This is a genomic window from Mycolicibacterium madagascariense (assembly GCF_010729665.1).
Lineage (GTDB): Bacteria > Actinomycetota > Actinomycetes > Mycobacteriales > Mycobacteriaceae > Mycobacterium > Mycobacterium madagascariense.
The window spans coordinates 5,546,188-5,564,667 of record NZ_AP022610.1 but is presented as its reverse complement, the minus strand read 5'-3'; the positions used below and the strand labels follow the sequence as shown (position 1 = coordinate 5,564,667).

Annotated in this window: 19 protein-coding genes; 10 read left to right on the top strand and 9 right to left on the bottom strand. The window is 68.6% G+C overall.

Annotated features, from left to right (window positions below; genetic code table 11):
• The first annotated feature begins 219 nt into the window (after positions 1-219).
• Both G6N60_RS26470 and G6N60_RS26465 read left to right on the top strand, forming a co-directional pair.
• Positions 220-1,680, top strand: coding sequence for a pyruvate, phosphate dikinase (locus G6N60_RS26470; RefSeq protein ID WP_163742979.1), 1,461 nt, complete (start codon positions 220-222; stop codon positions 1,678-1,680).
• Complete coding sequence (locus G6N60_RS26465) at positions 1,677-2,213, top strand: MarR family transcriptional regulator (RefSeq protein ID WP_163742976.1); 537 nt, start codon at positions 1,677-1,679, stop codon at positions 2,211-2,213. Before G6N60_RS26470 ends, G6N60_RS26465 begins: the two co-directional genes overlap by 4 nt.
• Positions 2,214-2,288: 75 nt before the next feature.
• On the opposite strand, the gene G6N60_RS26460 is transcribed toward G6N60_RS26465, so the two are convergent.
• From G6N60_RS26460 to G6N60_RS26445, 5 genes are all read right to left on the bottom strand, one after another.
• The gene (locus tag G6N60_RS26460; RefSeq protein WP_163742973.1) at positions 2,289-2,906 is read right to left on the bottom strand and encodes a Fic family protein; all 618 of its coding nucleotides are present in this window, start codon (positions 2,904-2,906) and stop codon (positions 2,289-2,291) included.
• On the bottom strand, positions 2,906-3,079 hold the full coding sequence (locus tag G6N60_RS28215; RefSeq protein WP_170312580.1) for a hypothetical protein: 174 nt from the start codon (positions 3,077-3,079) through the stop codon (positions 2,906-2,908). The genes G6N60_RS26460 and G6N60_RS28215 overlap by 1 nt, the downstream gene beginning before the upstream one ends.
• 159 nt (positions 3,080-3,238) lie before the next feature.
• Positions 3,239-4,660 (bottom strand): Re/Si-specific NAD(P)(+) transhydrogenase subunit beta, encoded by a 1,422-nt coding sequence (gene pntB, locus G6N60_RS26455; protein WP_163742971.1) that lies wholly within the window; start codon positions 4,658-4,660, stop codon positions 3,239-3,241.
• Positions 4,661-4,703: 43 nt separating this feature from the next.
• Positions 4,704-6,230 (bottom strand): Re/Si-specific NAD(P)(+) transhydrogenase subunit alpha, encoded by a 1,527-nt coding sequence (locus G6N60_RS26450; RefSeq protein WP_163742969.1) that lies wholly within the window; start codon positions 6,228-6,230, stop codon positions 4,704-4,706.
• 89 nt (positions 6,231-6,319) lie between these two features.
• A complete protein-coding gene (locus tag G6N60_RS26445; protein WP_163742967.1) occupies positions 6,320-7,324 on the bottom strand; it encodes a magnesium transporter CorA family protein in 1,005 nt (334 codons plus the stop codon).
• A gap of 147 nt (positions 7,325-7,471) precedes the next feature.
• On the opposite strand from G6N60_RS26445, the gene G6N60_RS26440 reads away from it, so the two are divergent.
• Positions 7,472-7,786, top strand: a complete 315-nt coding sequence (locus G6N60_RS26440) for a hypothetical protein (protein WP_163730784.1) — start codon at positions 7,472-7,474, stop codon at positions 7,784-7,786.
• Between the two features lie 66 nt (positions 7,787-7,852).
• Here the strand turns inward: G6N60_RS26440 and G6N60_RS26435 are convergent, their stop codons facing one another.
• Positions 7,853-8,665: a SigB/SigF/SigG family RNA polymerase sigma factor gene (locus G6N60_RS26435; RefSeq protein ID WP_372511027.1), complete on the bottom strand. Its 813-nt coding sequence runs from the start codon at positions 8,663-8,665 to the stop codon at positions 7,853-7,855.
• Positions 8,666-9,197: 532 nt separating this feature from the next.
• On the bottom strand, positions 9,198-9,308 hold the full coding sequence (locus G6N60_RS26430) for a hypothetical protein (RefSeq protein WP_163742965.1): 111 nt from the start codon (positions 9,306-9,308) through the stop codon (positions 9,198-9,200).
• A 155-nt stretch (positions 9,309-9,463) separates the two neighbouring features.
• Between G6N60_RS26430 and G6N60_RS26425 the strand changes: the two genes are divergently transcribed.
• Positions 9,464-10,111 carry a TetR/AcrR family transcriptional regulator gene (locus G6N60_RS26425; RefSeq protein WP_163742963.1) on the top strand — a complete coding sequence of 216 codons (648 nt, stop codon included), beginning with the start codon at positions 9,464-9,466 and terminating at the stop codon, positions 10,109-10,111.
• Positions 10,112-10,141: 30 nt separating this feature from the next.
• Positions 10,142-11,932 (top strand): acyl-CoA dehydrogenase, encoded by a 1,791-nt coding sequence (locus G6N60_RS26420; protein WP_163742961.1) that lies wholly within the window; start codon positions 10,142-10,144, stop codon positions 11,930-11,932.
• Between the two features lie 80 nt (positions 11,933-12,012).
• Here G6N60_RS26420 and G6N60_RS26415 read toward each other — a convergent pair whose 3' ends face one another.
• Positions 12,013-13,110, bottom strand: a complete 1,098-nt coding sequence (locus G6N60_RS26415) for an alcohol dehydrogenase catalytic domain-containing protein (RefSeq protein ID WP_163742959.1) — start codon at positions 13,108-13,110, stop codon at positions 12,013-12,015.
• 47 nt (positions 13,111-13,157) lie between these two features.
• On the opposite strand from G6N60_RS26415, the gene G6N60_RS26410 reads away from it, so the two are divergent.
• Positions 13,158-13,610: an acyl-CoA thioesterase gene (locus G6N60_RS26410; RefSeq protein ID WP_163742956.1), complete on the top strand. Its 453-nt coding sequence runs from the start codon at positions 13,158-13,160 to the stop codon at positions 13,608-13,610.
• 27 nt (positions 13,611-13,637) lie between these two features.
• Positions 13,638-14,081: an SRPBCC family protein gene (locus tag G6N60_RS26405; protein WP_163742954.1), complete on the top strand. Its 444-nt coding sequence runs from the start codon at positions 13,638-13,640 to the stop codon at positions 14,079-14,081.
• A 3-nt stretch (positions 14,082-14,084) separates the two neighbouring features.
• On the opposite strand, the gene G6N60_RS26400 is transcribed toward G6N60_RS26405, so the two are convergent.
• Entirely contained in the window at positions 14,085-14,765 is a 681-nt protein-coding gene (locus G6N60_RS26400) for a GntR family transcriptional regulator (RefSeq protein ID WP_163742952.1), read from the bottom strand.
• A gap of 166 nt (positions 14,766-14,931) precedes the next feature.
• Here G6N60_RS26400 and fadD5 point away from each other — a divergent pair, with 166 nt between their 5' ends.
• The 3 genes from fadD5 (at position 14,932) to G6N60_RS26385 (ending at position 18,480) form a co-directional block, all read left to right on the top strand.
• Positions 14,932-16,584, top strand: a complete 1,653-nt coding sequence (gene fadD5, locus G6N60_RS26395) for a fatty-acid--CoA ligase FadD5 (RefSeq protein ID WP_163742949.1) — start codon at positions 14,932-14,934, stop codon at positions 16,582-16,584.
• A 200-nt stretch (positions 16,585-16,784) separates the two neighbouring features.
• Positions 16,785-17,609 carry an MlaE family ABC transporter permease gene (locus tag G6N60_RS26390; protein WP_372511021.1) on the top strand — a complete coding sequence of 275 codons (825 nt, stop codon included), beginning with the start codon at positions 16,785-16,787 and terminating at the stop codon, positions 17,607-17,609.
• 1 nt (position 17,610) lies between these two features.
• Positions 17,611-18,480: an MlaE family ABC transporter permease gene (locus G6N60_RS26385; RefSeq protein WP_163742947.1), complete on the top strand. Its 870-nt coding sequence runs from the start codon at positions 17,611-17,613 to the stop codon at positions 18,478-18,480.

Sequence of the window (18,480 nt, the reverse complement as noted above, 5' to 3'; positions counted from 1 at the left end):
AAACCCCTGTCTGAGCCACTGTGCGCAGTGACCCCCAAGTATTCGGTACATCGCGCTCGTCGGTTGAGCCTAGAAGCTCGTGGCGCGGTTCAACAACGCGAGCGAACGCGCTCAGACCATTGTGTTCCCTCCGATGACGCGGGCAATCACCCGCCTGCTTAGACTCGGGCAGTCCTGGGAACGCGGACGCATCGGCAGGCGACACGACGGGATGGCGCGATGACACTCGGCGCGGGTAGCCGACCCGTTCACGCAGCACACCGCCTATTCGCGGCCCCACTCGACGGCAGCCTCGACGACGCCGCGATGGCCGTCGTGGGCGGCAAGGGCCGGGCCATCGCGACCATGGTCGAGATGGGTTTGCCGGTCCCTCCTGCGTTCTGCATCACGTCCGACTGGTGTGACGAATGCGAGGCCCGACCGGCCGCCACGGTGCAGCGAATGTGGCAACACGCGCTCGACGGTCTGAAGGTGCTGCAGCGGCGCACCGGCACGACGTTCGGCGCCGGTCCACGGCCGTTGCTGCTCTCCGTCCGCAGCAGTGGCGCGACGTCGATGCCGGGCATGCTCGAGACGGTCCTCGACGTCGGGGTCGACGACGCCGTGCTGACCGCGCTGGCCGAGCGTCACTCCCCGGAGTTCGCCGCCGACGTCCGCGAGCGATTCCGCCGCGGCTACCTGCGTGCCGTCCCCGCCGCCACGCACGTCCCCGCCGACCCGTGGGACCAGCTGCGCGGCGCCATGGAAGCCGTCGTGGGGTCGTGGTCGTCGGACCGGGCGGCGGCCTACCGGGCGCACCGCGGCGCCGACCGCGGTGGCATCGCGATCGTGGTGCAGGCGATGGTCTACGGCAATCTCGACGAGCAGTCGGGTACGGGCGTGCTGTTCACCAGGAATCCGGCTACCGGCGATGCGACACCGTTCGGCGAATGGCTGCCCGCCGCGCAGGGGGATGACGTGGTGTCGGGCACCAGCGATTGCCTGCCGCTCGCGGCGATGCGCGACCGGCTCCCGGAGGCGTACGAGCAGCTCCTCGAGGCGGGCAGGCGGCTCGAGCGCCGCGCCGGGGACGTGCAGGACGTCGAGTTCACCGTCGAGGCAGGCGTGCTGTGGCTCCTGCAATCACGCGTCGCGCAGCGATCGCCCCTGGCGGCGGTGCGGCTCGCGCTGGCGCTGCGCGACGAGGGCCTGATCGACGATGCCGCAGCAATCGGGCGCGTCACCGCCGAACAGCTCGAGTCACTCGCCACGGCCCGCCCGGACGCCGCGCAGGGCGGCCCGACGCTGGCCACCGGCGTACCCGCCTGTCCCGGGCTGGCGTCCGGCGTGGTCTGCACGACCAGCGACGACGCCATCGCCGCCGCCGACGACGGCCGCGACGTCATCCTGGTGCGACCGACGACGAGCCCGGACGACATCGCCGGGATCATGGCGGCCGCGGGCGTCGTCACCGAGATCGGGGGTGCCAGCAGCCACGCCGCGATCGTGGCCCGTGAGCTCGGCATCCCCGCGGTCGTCGGCTGTGGGTCGGGCACCGCCGAGCGGCTCGCCGGACGGAGCGTCACCGTCGACGGCACGGCCGGCCGGGTGCACGACGGCGCGGGTAGGCGTGGCGCCGCGATCGACGATCCCGACCTACGGCGATTCGACGAGCTGGTGAGAGGGGTGCGCGGACGATGAACGAGCTGGCACTGCTGCAGACGGTGCGACTCAAGGGCCGCGTCCCGCGGACAGAGGTCGACGCGGACGACCTGGTCGCGGCCGGGCTGCTCGTCGATGCGCCGATGGTGCGGCTGACGGAGGCGGGCCGGGCGCGGTTGGCCGACCTGCTGGCCGCCGAGCGCGCGACCGTGGACCCGACGGCCGCCGACGACGTCTACGCACGCTTCACCGTCGTCAACGCGAAGCTCAAGCCGGTGATCTCGCAGTGGCAGCTGACGAGGGAGGCGGCCGGTCCGGGCGAGGTGGCCGCCGTCCTCGCCGAGGTCGACCGATTGCATCGCGACGTCGAGCCGGTGATCGAGGCCGCGGCCGCGCTGGTCCCACGGCTGAGGTCCTACGGCGAGCGCCTCGACGGTGCCCTGCAGCGGGCGCGTTCGGACATGTCGTGGCTGACCCGCCCGATCGTCGACTCGTACCACACGGTGTGGTTCGAACTGCACGAGGAATTGATCGGCCTCGCCGGTCGCACCCGGGCGCAGGAAGGCGACTGAGCCCGTCGCCCACCGCACGCTTGTTGGACGCATCGCCCGAGAGGCGGCGTCAACAAGCGTGCGCTCGGCGAACGCCTACATCTTGCGAACGGGGATCATCGCGGCGAGGTCAGTGACGTCACGATGCCGGTCGTACGCCCGCAGACGCTCGATGTATCGCGGCTTGTCGAGGTCCCAGTCGTATTGCAGTTCTGCGGGATCCTGGGTGGCCGCGAAGACCAAGTCGGCGAGAAGGCGTGCAGTGCGACCATTGCCGTCGGTGAAGGGGTGGACCCGCACGACCTCGGCGTGCGCGGCGATCCCCAGTTGACGTGCGGTCCAGTCGCCTGTGTGCTCCCACCGGTACGCAACGGTGCCGAGCGCGTTTCGCATGTCGACGGGAATGTGCTCGGGCGCCACCCCGATGTTGAGCTCGAGCAGCCGCCATCGACCGGCCCACTGCCACACCGGCCCGAACAACTGCGAGTGCAGACTTCGGACGAAGTGGTCGCTGAGAAGCTCGGCAACCGACAGGGATCCGTCGAGCGCGAGCGGCATGAAGCCTTCGTACACGGATTCTTGAAGGCCCTGTTCGAGGTCGTACACGTCGGCGCGGGTGATGGGCTTGGGCAGGACGTCGAGGACTGCGGGCAAGAGCGCGGTCAGCTCCTCGTGGGGAAGCGGAGTCTCCCCGTAGCCGGGCGCAAGTGGCATCAGGGCAGGTGTGGCCGCTGCTTCTCGATGTAGGCCCGCACCGCTGCCGACCGTCGATGGCCGTGGGGGACGACCCGGCCCTCCAACTTCGCCGAGGCCTTCGTCGCGCGCGCACCGGCCCGCCTGATGGCGGCTGCCGTCACCGTCACCTTCTTGGGTGTCCGACGCTCCACGACCTCACCTCCCAAGCCAGCTCGAGTACGACTACCGACGACACCGCATTGTATTCCGCCACCCGGGCGCAAGAGGGCGACTGAGCCCATCGCCCACCGCACGCTTGTTGAACGCATCGCCCGAGAGGCGGCGTCAACAAGGGTGCGCTCGGCGAACGCCTACAGCGCGGCGTTGATGGCGTCCACGCGGTCCTTTGCGTCGCCGAACAGCATCTGGGTGTTGTCGCGGAAGAACAGCGGGTTCTGAACACCGGCGTAGCCGGATGCCATGGAGCGCTTGAAGACGATGACGTTGTCGGCGTTCCACACCGTCAGCACCGGCATGCCCGCGATGGGGCTGCCGGGATCCTCCGAGGCGGCCGGGTTCACGGTGTCGTTGGCGCCGATGACCAGCACGACGGACGTGTCGTCGAAGTCGTCGTTGATCTCGTCCATCTCCAGCACGATGTCGTACGGCACCTTGGCCTCGGCCAGCAGCACGTTCATGTGCCCGGGCAGCCGGCCCGCGACGGGGTGGATGCCGAAGCGCACGTTGACACCGCGGTCGCGCAGTTTGCGGGTCAGGTCGGCGACGCCGTACTGGGCCTGCGCGACGGCCATGCCGTAACCCGGGGTGATGATGACCGAACTGGCGGAGTTGAGCAGTTCGGCGGCGCCGTCCGCGGTGATCTCGCGATGTTCGCCGTAGTCCTTGTCCTCGGCCGGGCCCGCTTCGATGCCGAAACCGCCGGCGATGACCGAGATGAACGACCGGTTCATGGCCTTGCACATGATGTAGGACAGGTACGCACCGGAGGAGCCGACGAGGGCGCCCGTGACGATCAGCAGGTCGTTCGACAGCAGGAAGCCCGACGCCGCGGCGGCCCAGCCCGAGTAGCTGTTGAGCATCGACACCACCACCGGCATGTCACCGCCACCGATGGACGCGACCAGATGCCAGCCCAGCAGCAACGCCAACACGGTGACGGCGACGAGCAGCCACAGCTGCGGGGTGATGACGAACCAGACCGTCAGCACCAGGAACAGCACCAGCGCCCCGATGTTGAGGGCGTTCTTGCCGGGCAGCATCAGCGGGGTCGACTTGATGCGCGCCGACAGCTTGAGATTCGCCACGATCGATCCGGTGAACGTGACGGCGCCGATGAACACGCCGATGAAGACCTCGGCGGAGTGGATGCCGAGCAGGTGTTGCCCGTCGAGCACGGCGGCCTCTGGCCCGGCCAGGTCGCGCTCGACGTGGAGGTAGCCGTTCCACCCCACCAGGACCGCGGCCAGGCCGACGAACGAGTGCAGCAGGGCGATCAGCTCGGGCATGCCGGTCATCTCGACCACGCGGGCCCGCCACAGGCCGATCGCGGCGCCGATCGCCATCGCGCCGACCAGCAGCCCGATGCCGAGGGGCTCGATGTGGCGGCCCAGTGCCAACGCGATGGTGGCGACGAGCGCCACCGCCATGCCGGCAATGCCGAAGGAGTTGCCCGAGCGCGAGGTCTCGTGCCGGGAGAGGCCGGCGAGGGCCAGGATGAACAGCAGCGCCGCAACGACGTAGGCCGCAGTGGCAGTGGTTTCGAGGGTGAACATTCGATCCGTCCGATTCGGGAAGAGCGCAGGGGGCGGGGAGTGGTCAGCTACGCGAGAACATCGCGAGCATGCGGCGCGTCACGGCGAAGCCACCGAAGATGTTGATGCTGGCGAGCAGGATGGCGACCGCGGCCAGCCCGGTGACGATCGCGTCCCCCTGGCCGATCTGCAGCAGCGCGCCGACGACGATGATGCCGGAGATCGCGTTGGTCACCGACATCAGCGGCGTGTGCAACGCATGGTGCACGTGGCCGATCACGTAGTAGCCGATCACGATCGCCAGCGCGAACACCGTCAGGTGGACCTGCAGCGCGGCCGGGGACAGCGCGACGAGCGCGAACAGCACGGCGGCCGCGACGAACGTGACGCCCAACCGCCGGCCCGCCGTCATCGGCGGCTTCGGTGCGGGCTTCTCGACGGGGGCGGCCGTGGCGGCAGCCGGGGCGGCCGACACCTGCACCGGTGGCGGCGGCCAGGTCGTCTCGCCGTCGCGCACGACGGTCACCGAGCGCTGCACGACGTCGTCGAAGTCGAGAGTCAGCTGCCCGTCCTTCTCGGGGGTGAGCAGCTTGAGCAGGTTGACCAGGTTGGTGCCGTAGAGCTGCGACGCCGTGGCGGGCAGGCGTCCGGCCAGATCGGTGTAGCCGATGATCGTCACGCCGTTGTCGGTGACGATGGCCTGGTCCTTGACGGTGCCCTCGACGTTGCCGCCGTTGGCTGCGGCCATGTCGACGATCACGCTGCCCGGTTTCATCGAGGCGACCATGTCCGCGGTGATGATGCGGGGCGCGGGCCGGCCGGGGATCAACGCGGTGGTGATGATGATGTCGACGTCGCGGGCCTGCTCGGCGTAGAGCGCCGCCTCGCGGGCCTTGTAGTCCTCGCCCATCTCCTTGGCGTAGCCGGTGGCCGACGCCTCGGCAGCCGCAGCGGGGTCGACGTAGAGGTACTCCCCGCCGAGGGACTTGACCTGATCGGCGACCTCGGGCCGCGGGTCGGTCGCGAGCACGATCGCGCCCATGCCGCCCGCCGCACCGATGGCGGCCAGGCCCGCCACGCCCGCTCCGACGACGAGCACCTTGGCCGGCGGCACCTTGCCCGCGGCGGTGACCTGTCCGGTGAAGAACCGACCGAAGGCGTGGGCGGCTTCGACGACCGCGCGGTAGCCCGCGATGTTGGCCATCGAGGACAGCACGTCGAGTGACTGCGCGCGGGAGATGCGGGGGACGGCGTCCATCGCCAGCACCGTGATCGGGCGGGCCGACAGCTTCTCGAGCAGCTCGGGGTTGAGCGCGGGGGAGATGAGGCTGATCAGTGTCGCGCCGTCGCGCAGGGCGGCGATCTCGGCGTCGTTGGGGGCGTTGACCTTCAGCACCACCTCGGCCGCCCAGGGATCGCCGATCTCGGCGCCCGCGTCGACGTAGGCGGCGTTGGCGAAGCTGGAGGCGTCGCCGGCGCCGGGCTCGACGATGACGGAGTAGCCCAGCTTGATGAGTGCTCCGACGGTCTGCGGCGTGGCGGCCACACGCGTTTCGCCCGCGTGGGATTCGCGGGGTATCCCGATCTGCATGCCAAGAGTCTCCCATTCCGGCGACGACGGAATGCGCACCCCCTACGCGGTTGAGCGGATGCTCGTGCCCCCTGAACAGTTGCTACGCATCAGAGCCAGTCGCGCTTGCGGAACATCACGTACAGCCACGCGACGATCACCACGATGATCGCCGAGCTGACGACGAACCCGCTGAACGTGTTCATCAGCGGATAGCTGACGTTCTGGCCGTAGAAGCCGGTGACCGCGGTCGGCACCGCGATGATGGCCGCCCACCCGGTGAGCTTCTTCATCACGGTGTTCAGCCGGGCGTCCTGCAGCGACAGGTTCGTCTCGAACACCGTCGTCACCATGTCGCGCAGGGACTCCGTCCACTCCGAGGCCCGCAGGACGTGGTCGTAGAGGTCGTCGTAGAGCGGGTCGAGTTCGGGTGCGGTCTTGGAGTCCATCCGCCTGCTCTTGATGGCGCTGACCACCTCGCGCATGGGCAGCACCACTCGGCGCAGCTCGACCAGATCCTTGCGATAGCGAAAGGTGCGGCGCTGCAAGCTCTTTGGAGGCGAGCTCTCGGCGAACAAGTCGTCTTCGAGGGATTCGATGTCGTCGTCGAGGACCTGCACGGCCTCGAAGTGGCCGTCGACGACGACGTCGAGCAGACCGTGGACGAGCGCCCCGACGCCGTACTCCTGGCCGCCCAGCTCGTCGAACCGTTGCGACACGTCCTTGATGCCGAAGTTCGGATCACCACCCTCGACCGGGGGCAGTCGCACGGTGATGAGTCCGCGCGGCAGCACGAACGCCGAGATGCGGTGCTTGGTCAGGGTGGCCGTCGTGTCGTCGTCGGGCGTCACCATCTCGACCGCGTAGACCGTGAAGAACGTGTGGGAGCGGTACACCGTCGCCTTGGTGCGCTCCTTGGGCGCCGTCGCGTCCTCGACGGCCCAGACGTTGAGCCCCAACTCGTCGGCGAGGGCGACGAGCGCGTCGTGGTCGGGGTCGTAGATGTCGGCCCAGACCAGGGTGTCCTCGTCGTCCAGACAATCCGAGATGCCCGAGAAGGTGAAGCCGTCCACCGGCTGGCCCTTCTGCCATATCCGCCCGTGCACCTCGGTCATGACGCCATCATCCCGCGCCCGTCATCTCGGTTGCGCACCGATCCTGCATCGAGACCCTCCGCCCTGGTGCACGAGTGCGGTGGCAGACCGCACGATGGCGACCTGACCGTATTTCCGGGTGGGCTGATCGAAGGGAGCGCCGCTGCCGTGAGTGTGGTGGTTGAACGTGGTCTCGCGCGGTGCCCGCGCTGCGTCGCGGTGGCCGACTACGCATTCGTCGAGTCGGGGCCCAATTCGGTGCGCTACGAGGTGCATTGCGCACGGTGCGGCGAAGACTACTGCGAAGTGCACGCGCCGATGGCACCCGGCTTCTCCGCTGCCGTCGAGGCATTGGCGGCGCAGCCGCTGATCGTGGCGGCCTCGGACTTCGGCTCCCGACGCCGACGGTTCGCGGCATGGACCGCGCGGCTGTCCCGGCGGACCCGAAAAGCCCTGCGGGCGATCGACTTTCGTCGACGCTGACGGTCCGGACACCGGCGAGGCCCCTCCCCCGGATACCAGGGAGGGGCCTCATCGTGGTGGTGTGCGCTAGATCTGGTTGCGCAGCTCGCGCAGGGTCTTCTCGAGGATGCGCGAGACGTGCATCTGCGACACCCCGATCTGCTCGGCGATCTGGCTCTGCGTCATCGATTCGAAGAACCGTAGGTACAGCACCGTGCGTTCCCGCTCGGGCAGTGCGCTCAGCAGGGGCCGCACCGTCTGCTGATCGGTGATCCTGTCGAACTCGAAGTCCATGCCGCCGACGGTGTCGGACACCATCCGGGGTGCGGAATCACCGCTGGAGACCGGAGCGTCGATGGAGTGCACCCGGTACGCCTCGGCGGCCAGCATGCTGTCGACGATGTCTTCACGGCTCATGCCGAGCACCTCGGCGAGCTGGCCGGCGGTCGGTGCGCGACCCAGCGTCTGGGTCAGTTCCGTCGTCGCCTTGGTGATGTGACCGTGGCGGTCCTTGAGACGGCGCGGGACGTGCATGGACCAACCGTGGTCGCGGAAGTGCCGTCGCACCTCGCCCATCATGGTGGGGACGGCGAAGGCGACGAAGTGCGAGCCCTTCGACGGGTCGAAGCGGTTGACCGCCTTCACCAGTCCGAGCCGGGCGACCTGGGTCAGGTCTTCGATGTCCTCACCGCGTCCGCCGTAGTGGCGGGCGATGCGGTCGGCGAGCGTGAGGCAGCGGTTGAAGATGGCCTCGCGCTGCCTCCGGACCTCGGCGGACTCCGGGACGCCGCCACTCATGGCGGCGAACATCTCCATGACGTCGGCGTATTCGTCGACCTGGGGTTCGACGAGTTCGACCTCGGCCGGGTGTTCGAGTTCTGGTTCGGCCGGACTCTCCAGGTCGTGCTGGGCCGGACGTTCGAGTTCCTGGACCGGCCGTCCGAGTTCCTGCTCCGGTCGTTCGAGTTGCATCGTCATGCGGTCACCCCCAAGCCGGGAGTGGTCACGAATTCGATTGCACTGCAATTGGTTTCCACTGTCGGACCCCCTAACAGGCGTCCATGGGCACAGCGCAGCAGACTGGTGGGTCAGCGCGACGCAATGGGCCATCCGTCGAAGACGGAACCGGCAATTTGCCGTAGCCACGCGGCGAACAGATGGGCGCTACCTGCCGCAGGAGTCTCAACGAATGAGGCGCTACCCAGAAGAATCGCGGGGCTTCGTGCCCGCTTTGCACTAAACGGGGTGTGTCCGTGGTGGACGTTTTCTACCCTACGCCCTTCTGAACAACTCGTACAGTAGAGCGAAGAATCCAGCCGCGAATCGTGCGGCAGCCTACGAAGCTACTCCGCCCGGTCAGCTCGGCGCCAAGATTGCTGGCGGCAGACGGAATGAGTCGGACCGCAGCGGCCCGACGGATGTCGGCGAGAAATTAGACCGGTGGGTAGGCCGGGGGCGGGTACACACCGCGCAGACCCCACGGCACGAACTGGAAGAAGTACTCGATCTCGTCGCTAGCGTCGTAATCGGGATTCGGATCCATGAGAACCTCCACGTGAGCACCGGTTGCTAGGGAGTCTAGCCCGTTTGGCGTCGACGTAACCATCTCTCGGACGGAACCCCAGTTCGACTGCATAGACTGGCCAACCAGTTGATTGGCACCCGGGCGGCGGTCCGGCCTACCTATAGTGAGTCGCCATGTCCGAACCACCGTCGAACGGGTTGACCCGTCGCGAGGAACTCCTCGCCGTCGCCACCAAGCTCTTCGCCGCGCGCGGCTACCACGGCACCCGCATGGACGACGTCGCCGACGCGGTCGGACTCAATAAGGCGACCGTTTACCACTACTACGCCAGCAAGTCGTTGATCCTGTTCGACATCTGCCGCAGCGCGGCGGACTTCACCGTCGAGGCCCTGCACGACGACCCGTCGGCGTCGGCGCGCGAGATGCTCTACCTCTTCACCCGCAGGCTGCTGGTCGGCATCGCCAGCGACATCGAGCGAGGGGCCGTCTACTTCCAGGAGGCGCCCTACATCACCGAGTGGTTCACCGAGGAGCAGGTCGCCTACATCCGCAAGGCGGAGACCTCGGTCTACGAACACGTCCGCGACGTCATCGACCGGGGCATCGCCAGCGGCGAGTTCTACGACTGCGACTCCCACGTGCTGGCACTCGGCTACATCGGGATGACGCTGGGGTCCTACCGGTGGCTGCGCCCGCAGGGCCGGCGCACCGCACCGGAGATCGCGGTGGAGTTCAGCACCGCCCTGCTGCGCGGCCTCATCCGCGACGACGCGATCCGCACGGCAGCCCCCCTCGGCATCGAAGTAGCCGACGCCCAGTAACCACCACACCCGTAGCCCAGGAGTTCTCACATGAAGTCCACCCTGCTCTCCCGCCGCGACCTCGACTTCCTGCTCTACGAATGGCTGCGGGTCGACGAACTCACCAAGCGGCAGCGCTTCGCCGACCACTCCCGCGAGACGTTCGACGGCGTGCTCGACCTCAGCGAGGAGGTGGCCGAGAAGTACTTCGCCCCGCACAACAAGACGAGCGACGCGCACGAGCCGACCTTCGACGGCACCACCGTGACCGTCATTCCCGAGGTCGGGGAGGCGCTGCGGGCATTCGCGCAGGCCGACCTCGTCGGCGCGAGCATGGACGAATCCCTTGGCGGCGCCCAGCTGCCGGTCTGCGTGGCGCAGGCCGCGTTCGCCTACGTCTCGGCGGCCAACGTCTCGACGTCGGGCTACCTGATGCTGACGATCGCCAACGCCAACCTCGTCGCGAAGTTCGGCGACGAGCAGCAGATCGAGAGCTTCGTCAAGCCGATGCTGGCGGGGCGCTTCACCGGCACGATGGCACTGTCCGAGACGCAGGCGGGCTCGTCGCTGGCCGACATCGTGACCCGGGCCGAGCCGCGCGACGACGGCACCTATCGGCTGTTCGGGTCGAAGATGTGGATCTCGGGCGCCGAGCACGAACTCAACGAGAACATCGTCAACCTGGTGCTGGCGAAGATCCCCGGCGGGCCGGCGGGCACCAAGGGCATCTCGCTGTTCATCGTGCCGAAGTTCCTCGTCGACGCCGACGGCTCGATCGGCGAGCGCAACGACGTGACGCTGGCCGGGCTGAACCACAAGATGGGTCAGCGCGGGATCACGAACACCGTGCTGAACTTCGGCGAGGGCGTCCACACGCCCGGCGGCGAGGCGGGCGCTGTCGGCTACCTCGTGGGCGAACCGCACCGCGGGCTGACCTACATGTTCCACATGATGAACGAGGCGCGCCTGGCGGTCGGCCTGGGCGCGGTGTCGCTGGGCTATACGGGCTACCTCAAGTCCGTCGAATACGCCCGCGAACGCCTGCAGGGGCGGCTGGTGAAGGACCCGACCACGCCGCAGGTGCCGATCGTCGAGCACGCCGACGTGAAGCGAATGCTGTTGGCGCAGAAGTCCTATGTGGAAGGCGGGCTGGCGCTCGGGCTGTACTGCACCAAGCTGATGGACCTGCAGCGCACCGCGGAGTCCGACGAGGAGGCCAGGCAGGTGACCGACCTGCTCGAGATCCTGGTCCCGGTGGCGAAGAGTTGGCCGTCGCAGTGGTGCCTGGCCGCCAACGACCTGGCCATCCAGGTGCACGGCGGCTACGGCTACACCCGCGAGTACGACGTCGAGCAGCACTACCGCGACAACCGGCTCAACCCCATCCACGAGGGCACGCACGGCATTCAGAGCCTGGACCTGTTGAGCCGCAAGGTGACTCAGCGCGACGGGGCCAGCCTGGCCGAGCTGGACCGGACCATGTCGGCCACGATCGCCCAGGCCGCCGCGCTCGGCGGGGACGCGGCCGAGCTGGCCGCCCAACTGGACGCGTCGCGGCAGCGGCTCGTCGAGGTGACCGCCGCGATGTACGCCGCCGGCGACGTCGAGGCGACGCTCGCCAACAGCGCGATCTACCTCGAGGCGTTCGGGCACGTCGTGATGGCGTGGATCTGGCTCGAGCAGGTCGTGGCGGCCGATGGGCAGTCCGATGACTTCCACGACGGCAAGCGCCACGCCGCCAGGTACTTCTTCCGCTACGAATTGCCGCGCACCGCACCGCAATTCGACCTGCTGGCGGGGCTGGACCGCACCACGCTGGAGATGCGCGACGCCTGGTTCTGACAGCCCGCCGAGCCTGCTGGGAGATCGCCAAAGCGGCGCGGATCGCGATCTGACAGCAGTTTCGAGGCTTGCGCCGGGGGCTAGAACTCGATGATCTGGCGGACCGCGCGGCCGTCGGCCAACTGGTCCATGCCGTCGTTGATCTCGTCGAGGTCGATGCTGGCCGACACCAGCGACTCGATCGGCAGTCGACCCGCCCGCCACAGCTCGACGAAGCGGGGGATGTCGCGCGCCGGCACCGCCGAGCCGAGGTAGCTGCCGATCAGTGACCGGCCCTCGGCCACGAAACCCAAGGGCGACACATTGATTCGCGCATCGGGGCGCGGTAGCCCGACGGTGACGGTGCGGCCGCCCGGGGCGGTCAGGGCGATGGCGGTCTCCAGTGCGGCGGGGTGGCCCGCCGCCTCGATCGCGATGCGGGCCTTGAGGCCGTCGGCCTGATCGGGGGTGACGGCGGCGTGCGCGCCGAGCCGGGTGGCGAGGGCCAACTTGTCGGGCAGCTGGTCCACGGCGATGACCTCGACGTCGTCGTGTGCCAGCGCGGTGAGCAGCGCCGCCATGCCGACCCCGCCCATGCCGACGATCGCGACGGTGTCACCCGGTCGCGGTTGGCCCGCGTTGAGCACCGCCCCGCCGCCGGTGAGGACGGCGCAACCCAGCAGCGAGGCGACGACGGGCGGCACGTCGTCGTCGACGGGGACGACGGAGCGGCGGTCGACGACGGCATGCGTCGCGAAGGCCGAGACGCCGAGATGGTGCAGGACCGGTCCCTGCTCGCCGGACAGCCGCGTGCCCCCGCCGAGGAGCACGCCCTCCGCGTTGGCGGCGCTGCCGGGGATGCAGGGCGCGAGCCCGTCGGTCGCGCACGCCGAGCATTCGCCGCACCGCGGCAGGAACGTCATCACGACGCGCTGTCCGACGGTCACGTCGTGCACGTCGGCGCCGACCTCCTCGACGATGCCTGCCGCCTCGTGGCCGAGCAGCATCGGAACGGGCCGCACCCGGGAGCCGTTGACCACCGACAGATCCGAGTGGCACAGGCCCGCCACCTCGATGCGCACCAGCAGCTCGGTGTCGGTGGGCGGGGCGAGGTCGAGCTCGGTGATCGTCAGGGGGTGGGACTCGGCATAGCGGGGTGGTGCCCCGATGCGGTCGAGGACGGCGCCACGGATCTTCACGCGACCAGCTTGCCAGCCCGCGGACGCTCGCCTGCAACACTGCAGGCGTGAACGGCGAGCGGGAGCTGACGTCGCGGGACTTCCCCGTGCACTGGCCGGTGCTGACGAGGTGGACCGACAACGACATGTTCGGCCACCTCAACAACGCGGTGTACTACGAACTGTTCGACACCGCGATCAACGCGTGGCTGGGCACCACCGCGGGTCTGGACCCCGTGACGGCGCCGTGGCTGGGGGTGGTCGCCGAGTCCGGCTGCCGCTACTTCGCCGAACTCCAGTTCCCCGACCCGCTCGTCGTCGGCCTGGCCGTCACCCGGGTCGGTACCAGCAGCGTCACCTACCGACTGGCCGTGTTCGCGCCGCCGGACACTGACGACGACGCGAAACCGGTTGCGGCAGTTGGTCATTGGGTCCACGTCTACATCGACAGGACGACCCGTCGCCCGGTCGCGATCCCCGACGCCATTCGATCGGTGCTGCAGACCGCGGTCATCACCTAGCGACGGGGCAGCCGATATGCTCGCCCGATGCCGCTCGTAAGCAAGACCGTCGAGGTCCAGGCCGCCGCCGACGCGATACTGGCGATCGTCGCCGACTTCGAGGCCTATCCGCAGTGGAACGAAGAGGTGAAGGGCGTCTGGATCCTGCACCGGTACGACGACGGCCGCCCCAGCCAGCTGCGGCTCGACGCCACGGTGAACGGTTACGACATCACCTACATCCAGGCCATCTACTACCCGGGCGACAACCAGATCCAGACCGTCATGCAGCAGGGTGACCTCTTCGCCAAGCAGGAGCAGCTGTTCTCGGTGGTCGCCATGGGCTCGACGTCGCTGCTGACCGTCGACCTCGACGTCGAGGTGACGCTGCCGGTGCCCAAGCCGATGGTGAAGAAGATGGTCAACGACGCGCTGGAACACCTCGCCGACAACCTGAAGAAGCGGGCCGAGGACCTCGCCTCGACCGGGTAGCCGCTAGGTCCACAGCCCCAGTTCGTCCAGCCGGGCGGTGAGCCGCCGGGCTCCGTCGGTGAACTGGAGATCGGTCAGCCGGACCACGGTGTCGACGTCACGGCGGCGCAGTGCGGCGATGAGCTCGCGCCGGTTGGCCACCGTCTGCCTGCCCCACACCGGGTCGGCGGTGTAGACGTGCGGTGGCAGGTAGCGGGCGGCGTGCAGCAGGAACCAGGCGAGCTTGATGCGGCCCGAGGCGCGGTTGAAGGTGCGGTGGAACGCGAACTCGGCGTCGGCGACGTCGGCCGTGCTCCCGTGCTCGATGGCGTCGGCGACGATCTCGGCGAGCCGCTCCAGCTCGTCGATCTCCTCGTCGGTGACGCGTTCGGCCGCCGACCGCGCCAGTTGCCCGGCGATGACGGCCTGCAGCCAGAAGATGTCCTCGATGTCGCCGCGGGTGAAGGGCGAGACGACGTGACCGCGGTGCGGCTCCAGCTGGACCATGCCCTCGCCGCGCAACGTGCGCAGCGCCTCGCGGACCGGGGTGATGCTGACGCCGAGTTCGGCGGCCGTCTCGTCGAGCCGAATGAACGTGCCGGGCCGCAGCGTGCCGGACATGATGCGCACCCGCAGATGGCCGGCGACCTCGTCGGAGAGCTGCTCGCGGCGCGGCCTGGGACGTGCCCGCACAGGCGCGTTCACCGACGTGAACCTCCCCTTCGGCGTGCCATGTCTCCCCGTCGTCGGACCTCGAACCGTGGGCTTGTCCACGAGCCGCCGAGGCCATAGTGTGACCGGGGCAACACAATGTTTGATCAAATATCAACGCCGCGCAACCTGTCCGTCGAACATCCGGGAGCACCACACGTTGACCTCGCCAGCCGACGCGGAACGGCAGCTGTCACAGCCGTACCTGGCCCGCAGGCAGAACTGGTGCAACCAGCTCGCCCGCCACGCACTGATGCAGCCCGATGCGACGGCTCTGCGATTCCTCGGTCAGACCACGACCTGGGGCCAACTCGACCATCGCGTGACCGCGCTCGCCGGGGCACTGAGCCGCCGCGGCGTCGCGTTCGGCGACCGCGTGCTGATCCTCATGCTCAACCGCACCGAGTACGTCGAGTCGATATTGGCGGTCAACCGACTCGGCGCCATCGCGGTGCCCGTGAACTTCCGCATGACGCCGTCGGAGATCGCCTTCCTCGTCGGCGACTGCCAGGCCGGGGTCGTGCTCACCGAGCCGGTGCTGGCCGGTGTCGCGGCCGCCGTGCGCGAGCTGGACCCCACCCTGGCACAGGTGATCGTCGCGGGCGGGACCACCGAGGACGGGCTGCTCGGGTACGACGACCTGCTCGCCGAGCAGGGCGGGGCACCGGAGCCGGTCGACATCCCCAATGACGCCCCCGCGCTGATCATGTACACCTCCGGCACCACCGGTCGGCCCAAGGGCGCGGTGCTCACCCATGCCAACCTCGCCGGCCAGGCCATGACCAACATGTTCACCGTCGGCGTGGACCTGGCCAACGACGTGGGGTTCATCGGCGTCCCGCTGTTCCACATCGCGGGTGTCGGCAACACCATAACCGGCCTGCTGCTCGGGCGGCCGACCGTCCTCTACCCGCTGGGCGCGTTCGATCCGGGGGTGCTGCTCGACGTGCTGGAGGCGGAGCGCGTCACGGGCGTCTTCCTGGTGCCCGCGCAATGGCAGGTCGTGTGCGCCGCGCAGCGGGCCCGGCCCCGGGACCTCAAGCTGCGCATGCTGTCCTGGGGCGCGGCCCCCGCGTCGGACACGCTGCTGCGCGAGATGGCCGAGACCTTTCCCGGAACCCAGATCCTCGCGGCCTTCGGCCAGACCGAGATGTCACCGGTGACGTGCATGCTGCTCGGCGATGACGCCATCAGAAAGCTCGGTTCGGTGGGCAAGGTGATCCCGACGGTCGCGGCGCGCATCGTCGACGAGGACATGAACGACGTGCCGGTCGGTCAGGTCGGTGAGATCGTCTACCGCGCGCCCACGCTGATGGCCGGCTACTGGAACAACGAGCGGGCGACGGCCGAGGCCTTTGCGGGCGGTTGGTTTCACTCGGGTGATCTCGTTCGCCAGGACGACGAGGGTTACGTCTGGGTGGTCGATCGCAAGAAGGACATGATCATCTCCGGGGGAGAGAACGTGTACTGCGCCGAGGTCGAGAACGCCCTGGCCGCGCACCCGCTCATCGGCGAGGCCGCGGTGATCGGCAGGCCGCACCCCCGATGGGGTGAGGTGCCGGTGGCGATCGTCGCGCTCGATGCGACCGCGCGCTCCGGCCTGACGCTCGGCGAGCTCGACGAGTTCCTGACCGAACGGCTCGCCAGGTACAAGCATCCGAAGGCCCTCGAAGTGGTCGACGCACTGCCCAGAAACCCGGCTGGCAAAGTCCTGAAGACGGAACTGAGAAGCCGTTTCGGCGCGGCCGCGATCACTGACGCTCGCGAAAGTTCCTCTGCTGCACCGGATTCAATCGTCGCGGCGGAAGGCTGACCTGCGCTGATGTGTTTGCTAACAAGTCGAATGACAATCCTGCCGATGCGGCGCACGCTGCCGATTCCATCGGGTACTCTCCTGTGGTCCGTCTTACTACCCAAGAGTAGGGAGACAGTGGTCACACACGCGCAGCTCGGGCAAGGAGGGGACGTGCGACAGCTAATGCCGGTGCGTCGCGGCGATCTGGGCTTCGTCGGGTGCGCGATCGCGGGACCACACCGGTGACGGCCCAGAACTCGGGTCTCTTCACCTACGTTCGCAATCAGGCACGGCCGGGACTCGAGGCCGTCGGTGGCTTCGTCAAGATGTGCGTGCTCACGGGTAAGGCCCTGTTCCGCAGGCCCTTCCAGTGGCGGGAGTTCATCCTGCAGGGCTGGTTCCTGATGAGGGTCGCGTTCCTGCCGACCATCGCGGTCGCGATCCCGCTGACGGTGCTCATCATCTTCACCCTCAACATCCTGCTCGCCGAGTTCGGTGCCGCCGACATCTCCGGCGCCGGTGCGGCACTGGGAGCGGTTACCCAGCTGGGGCCGCTGGTAACCGTGCTGGTGGTTGCCGGCGCGGGGTCGACGGCCATTTGCGCCGACATCGGAGCCCGGACCATCCGCGAGGAGATCGACGCGCTCGAGGTGCTCGGCATCGACCCGATCCACCGACTCGTCGTTCCCCGCGTGATCGCCTCGACGTTCGTCGCCTTCCTCCTCAACGGCGCCGTCATCACCATCGGTCTCGTCGGTGGCTTCGTCTTCGGCGTCTACATCCAGAACATCTCCGCGGGCGCCTACGTCTCGACCCTGACGCTCGTCACGGGCCTGCCCGAGGTCGTCATCTCGGTCGTCAAGGCGCTGGCCTTCGGGCTGATCGCCGGTCTGGTCGGCTGCTACCGCGGACTGACCGTCTCGGGCGGCGCCAAGGGCGTCGGCACCGCGGTGAACGAGACGCTGGTGCTGTGCGTCATCGCGCTGTTCGCCGTCAACGTCATCATGACCACCATCGGCGTGCGATTCGGAACGGGGCGCTGACATGTCGACCACCGCAGTCCTGCGGTCCCGGTTTCCCCGGGCCGTCCCCCGCGTCGAGCGGCTGGCGGGCACGCCGGGCCGCTTCCTCGACAGCGTCGGTCACGTCGCGTGGTTCGTCGTCACCGCCGTCGGCTCGATCGGGCACGCCTTCCGCTTCTACCGCAAGGAGATGCTGCGACTGATCGCCGAGATCGGCATGGGCACCGGTGCCATGGCGGTCATCGGCGGTACCGTCGCCATCGTCGGCTTCGTCACCCTGTCGGGCGGTTCGCTGATCGCCATCCAGGGTTTCGCGTCGCTGGGCAACATCGGCGTCGAGGCCTTCACCGGCTTCTTCGCCGCACTGGTCAACGTGCGCATTGCCGCGCCGGTCGTCGCCGGCCAGGCGCTGGCCGCCACGGTCGGGGCCGGTGCGACCGCCGAACTCGGCGCCATGCGCATCAGCGAAGAGATCGACGCCCTGGAAGTCATGGGCATCAAGTCGATCAGCTACCTGGTGTCGACGCGCATCATGGCCGGCCTCGTCGTCATCATCCCGCTCTACGCCATGGCGATCATCATGTCGTTCCTGTCGGCGCAGGTCACCACGACGCTGTTCTACGGCCAGTCGACGGGCACCTACGAGCACTACTTCCAGACGTTCCTGCGCCCCAACGACGTCGCCTGGTCCTTCGTGCAGGCCATCATCATCGCGATCATCGTCATGCTGAACCACTGCTACTACGGCTTCTACGCCAGCGGCGGCCCGGTGGGCGTCGGCGAGGCCGTCGGTCGCTCGATGCGGGCCTCGCTCATCGCGATCGTGCTCGTCGTCCTGTTCGCCTCGTTGGCGCTGTACGGCACCAACGCCAACTTCAACCTGACGGTGTAG

Excerpts from the sequence above, each read along its gene's own strand:
- G6N60_RS26470 (WP_163742979.1), top strand. The coding sequence starts at position 220 with ATGACACTCGGCGCGGGTAGCCGACCCGTTCACGCAGCACACCGCCTA.
- G6N60_RS26465 (WP_163742976.1), top strand. The coding sequence starts at position 1,677 with ATGAACGAGCTGGCACTGCTGCAGACGGTGCGACTCAAGGGCCGCGTC.
- G6N60_RS26460 (WP_163742973.1), bottom strand. The coding sequence starts at position 2,906 with ATGCCACTTGCGCCCGGCTACGGGGAGACTCCGCTTCCCCACGAGGAG.
- pntB (WP_163742971.1), bottom strand. The coding sequence starts at position 4,660 with ATGTTCACCCTCGAAACCACTGCCACTGCGGCCTACGTCGTTGCGGCG.
- G6N60_RS26450 (WP_163742969.1), bottom strand. The coding sequence starts at position 6,230 with ATGCAGATCGGGATACCCCGCGAATCCCACGCGGGCGAAACGCGTGTG.
- G6N60_RS26445 (WP_163742967.1), bottom strand. The coding sequence starts at position 7,324 with ATGACCGAGGTGCACGGGCGGATATGGCAGAAGGGCCAGCCGGTGGAC.
- G6N60_RS26430 (WP_163742965.1), bottom strand. The coding sequence starts at position 9,308 with ATGGATCCGAATCCCGATTACGACGCTAGCGACGAGATCGAGTACTTC.
- G6N60_RS26425 (WP_163742963.1), top strand. The coding sequence starts at position 9,464 with ATGTCCGAACCACCGTCGAACGGGTTGACCCGTCGCGAGGAACTCCTC.
- G6N60_RS26420 (WP_163742961.1), top strand. The coding sequence starts at position 10,142 with ATGAAGTCCACCCTGCTCTCCCGCCGCGACCTCGACTTCCTGCTCTAC.
- G6N60_RS26405 (WP_163742954.1), top strand. The coding sequence starts at position 13,638 with ATGCCGCTCGTAAGCAAGACCGTCGAGGTCCAGGCCGCCGCCGACGCG.
- G6N60_RS26385 (WP_163742947.1), top strand. The coding sequence starts at position 17,611 with ATGTCGACCACCGCAGTCCTGCGGTCCCGGTTTCCCCGGGCCGTCCCC.